10 protein-coding genes are annotated in these 11,842 nt (G+C 52.5%); 5 read left to right on the forward strand and 5 right to left on the reverse strand.

What is annotated here, in order from left to right:
- The first annotated feature begins 5 nt into the window (after positions 1–5).
- From ACMGDE_RS04610 to ACMGDE_RS04625, 4 genes are all read left to right on the forward strand, one after another.
- On the forward strand, positions 6–719 hold the full coding sequence (locus ACMGDE_RS04610; RefSeq protein ID WP_436831586.1) for a 3-keto-disaccharide hydrolase: 714 nt from the start codon (positions 6–8) through the stop codon (positions 717–719).
- Positions 720–740: 21 nt separating this feature from the next.
- On the forward strand, positions 741–2,108 hold the full coding sequence (locus ACMGDE_RS04615; RefSeq protein WP_436831587.1) for a Gfo/Idh/MocA family protein: 1,368 nt from the start codon (positions 741–743) through the stop codon (positions 2,106–2,108).
- A 97-nt stretch (positions 2,109–2,205) separates the two neighbouring features.
- Positions 2,206–2,913: a 3-keto-disaccharide hydrolase gene (locus tag ACMGDE_RS04620; protein ID WP_436831588.1), complete on the forward strand. Its 708-nt coding sequence runs from the start codon at positions 2,206–2,208 to the stop codon at positions 2,911–2,913.
- 166 nt (positions 2,914–3,079) lie between these two features.
- Positions 3,080–5,092 (forward strand): beta-L-arabinofuranosidase domain-containing protein, encoded by a 2,013-nt coding sequence (locus tag ACMGDE_RS04625; RefSeq protein ID WP_436831589.1) that lies wholly within the window; start codon positions 3,080–3,082, stop codon positions 5,090–5,092.
- 7 nt (positions 5,093–5,099) lie between these two features.
- Here the strand turns inward: ACMGDE_RS04625 and ACMGDE_RS04630 are convergent, their stop codons facing one another.
- Both ACMGDE_RS04630 and ACMGDE_RS04635 read right to left on the reverse strand, forming a co-directional pair.
- A complete protein-coding gene (locus tag ACMGDE_RS04630) occupies positions 5,100–6,347 on the reverse strand; it encodes an ABC transporter permease (protein WP_436831590.1) in 1,248 nt (415 codons plus the stop codon).
- A 59-nt stretch (positions 6,348–6,406) separates the two neighbouring features.
- Positions 6,407–7,192, reverse strand: a complete 786-nt coding sequence (locus ACMGDE_RS04635; protein WP_436831591.1) for a carboxylesterase family protein — start codon at positions 7,190–7,192, stop codon at positions 6,407–6,409.
- 249 nt (positions 7,193–7,441) lie between these two features.
- On the opposite strand from ACMGDE_RS04635, the gene ACMGDE_RS04640 reads away from it, so the two are divergent.
- The gene (locus tag ACMGDE_RS04640; protein ID WP_436831592.1) at positions 7,442–8,611 is read left to right on the forward strand and encodes an FG-GAP and VCBS repeat-containing protein; all 1,170 of its coding nucleotides are present in this window, start codon (positions 7,442–7,444) and stop codon (positions 8,609–8,611) included.
- Here ACMGDE_RS04640 and ACMGDE_RS04645 read toward each other — a convergent pair.
- The 3 genes from ACMGDE_RS04645 to ACMGDE_RS04655 form a co-directional block, all read right to left on the reverse strand.
- Positions 8,608–9,849, reverse strand: coding sequence for a metallophosphoesterase (locus ACMGDE_RS04645; RefSeq protein ID WP_436831593.1), 1,242 nt, complete (start codon positions 9,847–9,849; stop codon positions 8,608–8,610). The two genes, ACMGDE_RS04640 and ACMGDE_RS04645, sit on opposite strands and share 4 nt — an antisense overlap.
- 1 nt (position 9,850) lies before the next feature.
- Positions 9,851–10,912 carry a ferrochelatase gene (hemH, locus tag ACMGDE_RS04650; protein WP_436831594.1) on the reverse strand — a complete coding sequence of 354 codons (1,062 nt, stop codon included), beginning with the start codon at positions 10,910–10,912 and terminating at the stop codon, positions 9,851–9,853.
- Between the two features lie 69 nt (positions 10,913–10,981).
- On the reverse strand, positions 10,982–11,830 hold the full coding sequence (locus tag ACMGDE_RS04655; protein WP_436831595.1) for a 4-hydroxy-3-methylbut-2-enyl diphosphate reductase: 849 nt from the start codon (positions 11,828–11,830) through the stop codon (positions 10,982–10,984).
- Between the last annotated feature and the right edge of the window lie 12 nt (positions 11,831–11,842).

Below are 11,842 nucleotides of genomic sequence, written 5' to 3' on the forward strand. Positions count from 1 at the left end.
GCCTTATGACAACGAAACAGTTAATTTTGTCCGCATTGGCCCTCCTTGTGACACTGGGCGTACGCAGCCAACAATCAGACAACGTGCTCACGGCCCCGGAAAAAGCCGATGGCTGGGAACTGCTCTTCAATGGGCAAAACCTGAATGGATGGAAAACTCCCAAAGGCGTTTCGCCGGATGCCGACTGGCAAGCATCGGATGGTATGCTCTCTATCCGGCCGGAAGGAAAAGGTCACAACGACATCATTTCCGAAAAGGAATATCGTGATTTTGACCTACGTGTCGATTTTAAAATCACCGAAGGGGCCAACAGTGGCATCAAATATTTCTTCACCAACTATGAGCAAGGCGGTTGGCTAGGTCCGGAATATCAAATCATCGACAATGAGCGCCATGCCGATGCAAAACTCGGCAGAAATGGCAACCGCCAATTGAGCACGTTGTATGATATCCTTCCCGTGACGAAAAAAGTTGAAATCAACGTAGGTGAGTGGAACCACGCCCGCATTGTGGCACAGGGATCAAAAGTGACCCACTACCTGAATGGCCAAGAAGTCTTGTCCTTTGACCGGAATAGCCCCGAGTTTGCGCAGGCACGGGATTTGAGCAAGTTCAAGGATGTCAAGCCAAGCTTTGGTTCGGCAAACTCCGGCCGTGTCCTGCTTCAGGATCACGGTGACGTGGTCTTCTTTAAGAATATAAAAATAAAGGCATTATAAATCCATCAAAAAAACACAGGTATGAACTCCAAATCAAGAAGGGCTTTCCTCAAAAACCTAGGCGTCGGCACGGCTGCACTTTCATTGGGCAACAACATCCTGGCCAGTAACCCCGCCATGGGGTTCTCAGCCAAGAGCTACCGCAATATTATCGGCGCCAATGAACGGATCCGTGTGGCCGCCATTGGCGTAAACAGCAGGGGAACCAGCATGAGTGGCACCTTCGCCCGTCAGAAAAATGCAGAAATAGCTTGTATATGTGACGTCGATGAACGGGCCATTCCCAAGGCACTCAAACGCGTGGCAGATGCTGGTCAAACCACCACACCGAAAACTGAAAAGGACCTCCGCAAGGTACTCGAAGACAAAAACATCGACGCTATCTATACTGCAACGCCCGATCACTGGCATGCTCCGCTCACGATTATGGGCTGCCAGGCAGGAAAACACGTATATGTTGAAAAACCGATGGCACACAACCCTGCCGAAGGCGAGATGGCTGTGGCTGCTGCCCGGAAATACAACCGCGTGGTACAAATGGGGGCACAAAGGCGTTCGGCACCCGTACTGGCGAAGGGCATTCAGTTACTTCATGAAGGTGTTATCGGAAAGGTGTACATGGCCAAAACATGGTATACCAATACCCGGAAAGCCACCTTTCTAAAACCCGGTACCGTCCCCGCCTGGCTGGACTATGAGCTGTGGCAGGGTCCTGCCCCCCGTGTGCCTTATCAGGAGGGGCTTATCCATTACGACTGGCATTGGTTTTGGCATTGGGGCACCGGAGAAGCCCTCAACAATGGCACACATGAGGTAGACGTGGCCCGCTGGGGCCTTGGCGTCGAGTTTCCCACACGCATCAGCTCCATCGGCGGCCGATACCAATATAAAGACGACTGGGAAACGCCGGACACCCAGGTCGTCACGCTGGAATATCCCGATGCCACGCTTGTTTGGGAAAGCCGCAGTTGCAACGGCCAAAAAGTCGAGGGGCTAGACCGTGGAATTGTTTTTTATGGCGAAAAGGGAAGCCTGGAAACGGGCTGGGATGGTTTTAAAATCTATGACCATCAGGGCAAATTGATCCAGGAAGAGCGATCCGAAGCTGAAAAAGGCGCCTTGGAAGGCCGCAACACAGCAAGCCCCAGCTTGGGGATGGACAGCTTGCACGCGGCTGACTTTTTAGATGCTATCCGCAATGATCGCCGCCCCAACTGCGACATCGAACTGGGTTACAAAAGCACGGTGGCCATGTTGTTGAGCAACATCTCCTGGCGCGTAAAACGGGATCTGCAAATCAATCCGGAAAACGGCCATATCATTGGCGACCCAGAAGCCGAAAAACTCTGGAGCCGGGCATATGAACCGGGGTGGGAACCCAAGGTATAACTGTGCCAAAAAACTTGCCAGATGGGATACCGGACGGAATCGCGCCGATATCCCATCTGACAAGATTTCCTTTCTGTTAATCTTAATAGCAACTAAAATGACGATACGAAGCAGCTTATGTTTCCTTTTTCCCCTGTTGTTGATTTTTGCCGCAATTGCCCAAGAACCCAACACGCTATCTCATGAAGAGCAGGCAAATGGCTGGCAGCTCCTATTTGATGGCGAAAGCTTCAATGGCCTACAAAAGCTCGCCGAAGGCGGATGGGAGATAAAAAACGGAACGCTTTCGGCCACTCCCATACCGCATGGGAAGCAAATGGATATAATCACTGATAAACTATTCGAGAATTTTGAACTGACATTTGATTTCTCCATATACATGAATACCAACAGTGGCGTCAAATACCTAGTGAAAAATGATTTTACAAATCAAAAAGGCGTTTATTTGGGGTTGGAATATCAAATACTGGATGACGAAAATTATAAGTACCCCGAGCGGGGCAACCTGCGATCCACCGCATCACTCTATGACTTGATTCCTGCCGGCAACCAAAAAAAATTAAACGGCTTCGGACAATGGAATACGGCAAAAATCATTGTTAACCGCAACCTCATTAGTCATTGGCTAAATGGCGATAAAATCGTAGAGTATGATCGGGATTCTCAGTCTTTTCAGGAATTGACCCAACAAAGTAAATACAAGGACCTTCAGCATTTCGGTAAAGCTAAAAAAGGGCACCTGCTTTTTCAAAATGAGGGTACTCCTGTTGCATTCCGAAACATCAAGATAAAAAACCTAGACTAACATCAAAAAACAAGTCGGCTTAATGACCATTAGCGTTTTTCGCGGACCTGTCCAAGCTTGTAAGTATTGCTGTGCCTGTCCGGTACTGAATGCGAAGCCCAAGCTTGCATAGCATGCGGATTATGAATAATTTAGTACGGTTTCAGCACAATAACGCTGATTGAATATGCTACGCACAATCCTTATCTCCACACTGCTGATGAGCAACTGCATCCCCGGTATAGCGCAACCTTACCGCAATAACCGTTCGCCCTTAAAAACCAAACCCTACATCGAGCTACCTTTGGGCGCCATCAGGCCCCAAGGATGGCTGCGCGAAATGCTGGTCCGGCAGAAGGATGGTGCTACGGGGCAGTTAGACGCGCTGTACCCCTCCGTGATGGGCGCGCGCAATGGATGGCTCGGGGGCGATGGCGACCAATGGGAGCGTGGCCCGTATTGGATAGACGGCTTGTTGCCATTAGCGTACCTGTTGGATGATGATGCACTGAAAGCGAAGGTGCAACCCTGGGTCGACTGGGCCATCAACAGCCAAAAACCGGACGGCTATTTCGGACCGGACAAAGACTTTGGGCCGGAGCCTGGCTTGCAGCGCGGCAATGCGCATGACTGGTGGCCGAAGATGGTCGTGTTGAAAATCTTGCAGCAATATTATTCGGCGACAAACGATGAGCGGGTGATTAAGCTGATGAGCGGATATTTCAGGTACCAGCTGAATACGCTGCAGGAAAAGCCGCTTGGGCACTGGACATTCTGGGCGGAATACCGATCGGCAGATAACCTACAGGCCGTGTATTGGCTGTATAACATTACCGGAGAGAAGTCCTTATTGTCACTTGCCGAGCTGCTGCATGGGCAGGGCATCGATTTTATTTCCATGTTTGAGAAGCGGGACGCCCTCTCCAGTCTCAACAGTATCCATTGCGTCAACCTGGCGCAAGGCATCAAAGAGCCCATCATTTATTATCAACAAAACCCCGACGAACGATTTATCGCCGCTGTGAAGACCGGATTTGCAGACATCCGGAAATTCAACGGCCAGCCTCAGGGCATGTATGGCGGCGACGAGATGCTGCATGGCAAGGTCCCTACGCAGGGTTCTGAATTCTGCTCGGCCGTGGAGCTGATGTTTTCGCTTGAGAAAATCCTGGAAATCACGGGCGATATCCAATTTGCCGAGCACCTGGAGCGCGTGGCCTTCAATGCGCTGCCGACCCAAGCTACGGACGACTTCATGGCCAGGCAATATTTCCAACAAGCCAATCAGGTACAGATCCAGCGCCGTGCATATAACTTTGATACCAACCACCATGGCACCGACTTGGTTTTTGGCACCCTTACCGGATACCCTTGCTGTACCTCGAACATGCATCAGGGATGGCCAAAGTTTACCCAAAACCTGTGGTATGCTACCGCCGACGGAGGGTTGGCGGCCTTGGTCTATTCGCCTAGCACCGTCACCGCCGAGGTGGGCCAAGGGGTGACGGTCTCCATTACCGAAGAAACCCGCTACCCGTTTGAAGAGGCAATACAGTTTAAACTCGCTTTCGCCGATAGCGCTGATTCCGCCCGTTTTCCTTTTCACCTGCGCATGCCCACGTGGTGCGGCAACCCGCAGGTGCGGATAAATGGGCAAGTATGGCCGCTATCCGAAATCACCGACGGCATTGCCGTGATTAACCGCACGTGGAAATCGGGCGACGAGGTTGTCCTCGAACTGCCCATGAAGGTGCACACCAGCCGGTGGTATGAAAATGCCCTGGCGGTAGAGCGGGGTCCGCTGGTATACGCCCTTAAGATCAACGAGCGATGGGAGAAAAAAACCTTGGCATCCGACCAAGCCGAATTCGGGACGCATTATTTCGAGGTATGTCCCGAATCCCCGTGGAACTACGGGCTGATGGATTTTCCGGAAAAGGAAACGCAGGATGTTTTCACCGTCACATACAAAGACCAGGTAGACACTACCTATCCGTGGAACCTTGAAAACGCACCCATCGAAATCAAGACGGTCGGTAAGCGGATGCCGGGTTGGACGCTATACAATGGCATGGCTGGTCCACAACCGCACAGCCACACCTATCAACCCGATGTCGACACCCCGGAAGAGGAGATAACGCTCGTGCCGTATGGATGCACGACCCTGCGGATTGCGGAGTTTCCGGTGATCAATCGATAGGTGATTGCTATTCGTAGCGCAGGGCTTCTACCGGATCGAGTTTGGAGGCTTTGGAGGCCGGGTAATACCCGGAGAGCATGCCCACGCCTACGCAGACCACCACCCCTAGGATGATCCAGTTCCAGGGAATAATGAAGCTGGCCCCCATAATGACGGCGAGGATGTTGCCGATCAGGATGCCCAAAAAGATGCCGGCAAAGCCGCCCATGAGGCAGATCACCACCGCTTCGGTGAGGAATTGGCGGCGGATGACCATTGGTGTCGCACCGATGGCTTTGCGGATGCCGATCTCACGTGTGCGCTCTGTAACGGATACGAGCATGATGTTCATCAGGCCGATTGACGCCCCGATAAGGGTAATGAGGGCAATGACGATGGCCCCCATCGTTACGTAGGTCAGGCTTTCAATCAAGATCTGCGCCACAGCGTCGCTTTTCGTCACCTCGAAGTTGGTCTCCTGTCCCACCCGTACGCCGCGTATATTGCGAAACAATGCCGTAGCCTCGCCAATGGCGGCTTCGATCTGTTGCGGATTAGCCGCCATGACGGTGATGGTGTAAGAGGGCTGGCCAAGGGCCATGACTGCCCGAGCCTTCAGTAAGGGAATGATACAGGTCTTATCGCCGCCAAATCCGGCACTTGATCCTTTATCCTCCAATACGCCGATAATGGAATAACGGGTATTGCCAATGGTGATAAACTGGTTAAGGGGCTCTTCGTTATTCTTGAATAGCCGCTCGATAATCTCCGAACCGACAATTACGACGTTGCTCCCGAATTCGACCTCCCGCTGCGAGAAATTCCGTCCCAGGGACAACTGGTAGCCCGCCGTTTGCAGGTAATTTTCGTCTGCACCAAGCACATTGATATTGGGGTTGGTCTGTTCGCTTTTATATGTCGCGGTACCGCCGAAAGAGGCAAACGTACTGGCCGATACAATAGCAGGATAATCGAACCGGTCCTTGAATGCTTTGGCCTGATGATAGGTGATCGGCGGGAATTGCTTCGGCCGTGTACCGCCGCCGCCGATCTGCACATTCAATCCACGGTTGCGGATATTGAACGAATTGGAACCCATAGCCGAGAAGGAGTCGGTCAGCGAATTTTTGATGGCGTCAATAGACGTCAGGATACCTACCAGCGCTGTGATGCCGATCGCAATGATCAATGCAGTCAGAAATGTGCGCAACTTGTTGCTGCTGATCGATTGCAGCGATAACTTGACGTTTTCGCGGTAGGACATTTTGACTGGCATAGCAACACTCGTTTTGTGAATAATTAGACGCCGCCGAGGACCGGGTGTTACAGCCGACGTTATTTCTTCTCGTGGCTAAACAGCCACGGAAGGAAGTCCGGTTCGGCAAACGCCGAGTCCCAGCTATTGTGGTTGGCCCTCGGATAGAACGTATACTTCGGGCTGGCTCCGATCCGTTTTAATTCGGTCACGATGACATGCGAATGGGTAGCCGGCACCACATCATCCTGCTCCCCATGAAAGATCCATAGTGGTACGTGGGCGTATTTTTTTACGTTAGCGGTATGGTCGCCGCCGCAAATGGCAAATGCCGCCGCAAACACCTTGGGCTTACGCCGCAACGCTTCATAAGTGCCCATCCCGCCCATGGATAGCCCCCCGATATACACCCGTTGCGGATCGACCGCTTCTTCGTCAACCACCTGCTTCACCAGCCGCAGCAGCAGCCGCATGCTTTGTGAAGGCCTTCCGCCCGTGCGGAAATAAAATTCGCGCTTTCCCGCTGGCGCTGTTTCGATGGCGACATTACTCCAAAAGGACGCCGTGGGACATTGCGGAAACACAATGATCGCCGGAAATGCAGCACGTAAACTGTCGTTCAAAAAGAGGGCACCACCATGTGTCAGTTGCTTGGCATTGTCATTGCCCCGCTCACCCGCCCCATGCAGGAAAAACAGCACCGGATATGTTCCTTTCGGGTCATAGTCGTTCGGATATAATATCCGATAAGGCAGCGTATCACCGCGATGGATCAGGTGCTTGGCTTGGAAAGCTGAAAAGTCCTGTGCATGTGCCGCCATGACAACCAATAGACAACTGGATAATATAATAAACGCAACTTTCATTCGTAAATAATTTTTCTTTAGCGGCCTCATGGAACCTGCATTGACATCTCCTTTACGAAAGTCGCTGTAAATGCAGGTTTCATAAAAATGCAGGTTTCATAAAAACGCAGACAGGCGAAGTGTTAACAAACCGTAAAAGTATCATTTTATTCCCTTCTACCAAAAAATATTGTCTCGGCGAATAGTTAGCATGTGAACAAACCAATTACCTGCCACATTGTTTTATAGGGGTAACCCATTCATACGCCGATGCACTACTACCTATTGCCGATGTTGCAGCTCATGGCAATGCAACCTCAGGAACCCCGGTTTGAAGAACAGACCGTAGACGATCAATTACGTATTGGTTATGGCGTCGCCATCGGGGATGTCGATGGCGACGGAAAGCCCGACATCCTGGTGGCAGACAAGCGGGAATTTGCCTGGTACCGGAATGGCGACTGGAAAAAGTTCGTCATGGCGGCCGACCTTACCGAGCATGATCATGTGTGCATTGCCGCGCGGGATATTGATGGGGATGGCAAAGTGGAGGTGGCTGTCGGCGCCCAATGGAATCCTGGGGAAACGACCGATACAACGCAATCGGGAGCGGTATATTACCTGCAGCGTCCCGAGGATCCCACGGAACGATGGACGCCCATCCCGCTGCATCATGAGCCCACCGTTCATCGCATGCGTTGGGCGAAAGCAGCAGCAGGCAAATACCACCTCATTGTGCTGCCCCTGCACGGAAGGGGCAATAAGGATGGTGAAGGCCATGGTGTGAAAGTCATGGCATACGAAAAACCAGCCGATCCGACACAGGAATGGCCACGCTGGGTCATCGACGAATCCATGCACCTCACGCACAACCTGGAGGTGCATGGCGATGACCAAGGCGAACGCCTCTATATCGGCGGGAAAGAGGGTGTCAAGGGATTTTCGTATGCGGATGGGAAATGGCGGTCACTCAATCGGGGGAGTTGGCTGGCTAAGGGCCACGGAATCGGCGAACTGCGTATGGGCACCGTACAGCACGATGTGCCGATAATGGCTGCCATCGAGCCCTTGCATGGCAATGTGCTGACCGCCTATGTACCCCGTGATAACCGCCCTGCTATCCAACATGCCGAACGCGTGGTGTTGGATGAGTCGCTCAATGAGGGCCATGCGCTTGCCGTAGCTGATTTTATCGGGCAGGGCAGGCATCAGGTCGTGGCAGGCTGGCGCAACCCGAATCCGGCCGGCCATGTAGGCATCAAATTATACATTGCCTTCAACGATCTGTGGGAGGCGTGGAGCGTCCGCGCGATCGATATTGGCGACATGGCCTGCGAGGACCTCGCGGTAGCCGACCTTGACGACGACGGAAAGCTGGACATCGTTGCCTCGGGACGGGCTACACACAACCTGAAAATCTATTGGAATAGAAGTTATTAACCCCTAATCAGTTCAAAAATGGTGATCTCGGGCAGGATTCCCACCCGGCCCGGATAGCCGAGGAACCCGAATCCGGTATTGACATACAGCTGCTGATCGCCCTCCTTGTAGTGCCCCGCCCATTCTTTGTATATATACTGGGCCGGACTCCATTTGAAATTGCCGGCACGAACGCCGAATTGCATGCCGTGCGTATGGCCCGCAAACATCACATCCACATCGGGTCTGGACAATACCTCTGCCCGCCAATGGGAGGGATCGTGCGAGAGCAGCAGTTTCACGGGCATCTCATCGGTCCGCTGAAGCGCCTGTTCAAGCAGCCCATGCTTCGGGAAACGGCCGGTACCCCAATTTTCGACGCCAATGATGCCGATCTCGTCGTTGCCGACCTTGATGGTCCTGTTTTCGTTGAGCAGGAGATCCCAGCCCATCACCTGATGGGTGTCTTTCAGGTCTTGGAGGTTTTTGACTTTCGCAGCCGAGGACTCCGGACCAAAATGGTAATCGCCATAATCGTGATTGCCCAATACTGAAAAGACCCCGAGGGGCGCCTGCACCTTCGCGAAGATGTCTTGATAGTCGCGCATCTCGTTGGCCAGGTTGTTTACCAGGTCCCCGGTGAAGAATACGACATCCGGTTTTTCGGCCAACAAGAGTTCCACGCCGCCCAAAACCGCCCTTTTGTTGTAGAAACTGCCGGAATGGACATCGGATAACTGCCCGATTTTCAGGCCGTGAAACTGCTGGGGCAAGTTAGGAAGATACAGTTTTTGCCTACGGACCTGGTAATCATACGCCCCGGAGATGACGCCCCAGCCCATGGGCACGATCGGGATCGACGCCGCAAGGATACCTGCTTTGGTCAGAAATTCAGACCGCGTGATGCCGTTCACCGGTCGCTCGGGCAGCGGTTCGTCAGCAGACGCCGCTTGCTTCTTGGGGGTAAATAACCGGGTCAGCCATATCCCGCCCCGGCGGAGATCATCGGCCAACAAGACCAATAAGTAGATGAATTTGGCCGTAAAGGTCAGGAAAAACGCCACCAGAATGATAGAGCGCACCATCAGTGGTATGCTGACATAGATGCTGAGCACGATCGCTCCGGCCAGGGCAAAACTGTATCCCCACCATAATCGCGAGAACAGCGTAGACCTAGGCCATTTGAGCAATGACGCGCGCAACGCTTTGTAGATATAAAAATCGATTGCAAGCAGTATTATGGTGTTGAAAATAATCATGTTAAACCGTCAACCTTTCTTTTTCCGGCCATGTTGTCGGGGTTCCATAAACCAATTGTTCCAGGGCCGTGATCCACGTGGGGTGGTCATTAAGGCTTTCTACCAACTGCACCTTTTCTCCACCCAACGCCTTGAATTCAAGTGCATATTCTGTGCCAATCTCATAAATGGTTTCGAGGCAATCGGCCACAAATGCCGGACTGAATACCAGCAATCGTTTTTTGCCTTTTGCTGCCATGTCTTTCAGTACATCGCTGGTAAAGGGCAGTACCCACGGGGTCTTCCCCAGCCGGGACTGGAAGCATACCGTGTAATCTGCCTGAGCTATCCCCAACTTGTTTGCAATAAGCCGGGTCGTGGCATAGCACTGCGCAAGGTAACAATACCGGTTGTGGTTAGCCATGCGTTCCCGGCAACCCGCCCTGTCGCAATCATGCGCACCGGAGGATTCCACATCGGTCAGCTGCCTCACGGGCAGGCCATGGTAGCTGAACAGGATATGATCGTAGGTCTCGGGCTTATGCTTCAATGCATTGTCGACAAACACATCGATCATCAACTCATGATCATAAAAATCATTAACGACCGAAACTTCCGGAAAGGTGTGCCACGAGTGCATCAGCTCCATCACCTTGTCAACTACGGACCCAGTACTGGCAGAAGCATATTGCGGAAAAAGCGGTATGATCCGGATACTTTCCAGGTTCATCGGTCTCAGCTTGGCCAATGCCGATGCGATAGACGGCTTTTGGTAGCGCATGGCCAATTCGACATGGTATTCATCACCCAGCCGTTCTTGCAGCAACTGTTGTTGAAGAAGACTGTTATGCAGCAGCGGCGACCCTGTTTGTGGGTCCCAGATCGCCTGATAAAGTTTGGCAGATTTAGGCGCCCGGAATGGTGCAATAATTCCACGGACCAGCAGGTTGCGCCGCCACGCCGGTATATCGATCACCCGGCCATCCAGCAGAAACTCCGTGAGATAACGCCGTACATCCGGCACTGAAGGACTATCTGGCGTCCCCAGATTGACCAGCAACACCCCCTTTTTCGGTTTACTCATACCGCGCAAAGATACGGATTTATGAAAGTATGCTTGTAAAGCGGTAATAATTTGAAGTTTAGATGACGGTCAGTACCCTTCCAACATCCTTTTTACCTGTTCCATCAGCCACATGGGGGTAGAGGTTGCCCCGCATACGCCCACGGTATCGCCGGGGTTGAACCATTCCGGTTTCAATTCCCGGGGGTCGGATACAAAATAGCTGTTGGCGTTGCTCTTGAGGCATACCTCATACAGCACACGCCCGTTGGACGACTTTTTGCCGGAGACAAACACCACCTTATCATATTTGCGCGCAAAGCTGTCCAGGTCTTCGTACCGGTTGGATACCTGTCGGCAGATGGTGTCGTTGGCCTTCACGTCGTATCCCCGGTTGAGCAGCTCCTCCTTGATCGCATAAAACTTATCGGTGCTCTTGGTGGTCTGGCTATATAACGTGAAGCGGTCCGGCAATTCCAGGTCATTCAGCTCCGCTAAATCCTGAAAAACGATCGCCTCGCCGTTGGTCTGCCCTTGCAGGCCGATGACCTCGGCATGGCCATGCTTGCCGTAAATGAGGATCTTCTCCTGCTGGTCGAACGAGGTCTTCACCCGGTTCTGAAGCTTGAGCACCACCGGGCAGGAAGCATCGATGAGCGTGATATTGTTCTCTAAGGCTGTCCGATAGGTCTCCGGGGCCTCGCCGTGCGCCCGGATAAGCACCTTTTCGTCCCGTAGAGCAGGCAACTGTTCATGGCCGATGATGCGCAAGCCCTTCGCCGTGAGGCGGGCCACTTCTTCATCGTTGTGTACGATGTCACCCAAGCAGTACAGGTATCCGTCCTGCTCGAGTATTTCTTCCGCCATATCAATGGCGTATACCACCCCGAAGCAGAATCCTGAATCTTCGTCGATCGTTACCTGTAAGCCGAGTCCCATCTTGTTGCAAAT

This window comes from Parapedobacter brassicae (genome assembly GCF_051400755.1).
Classification (GTDB): domain Bacteria; phylum Bacteroidota; class Bacteroidia; order Sphingobacteriales; family Sphingobacteriaceae; genus Parapedobacter.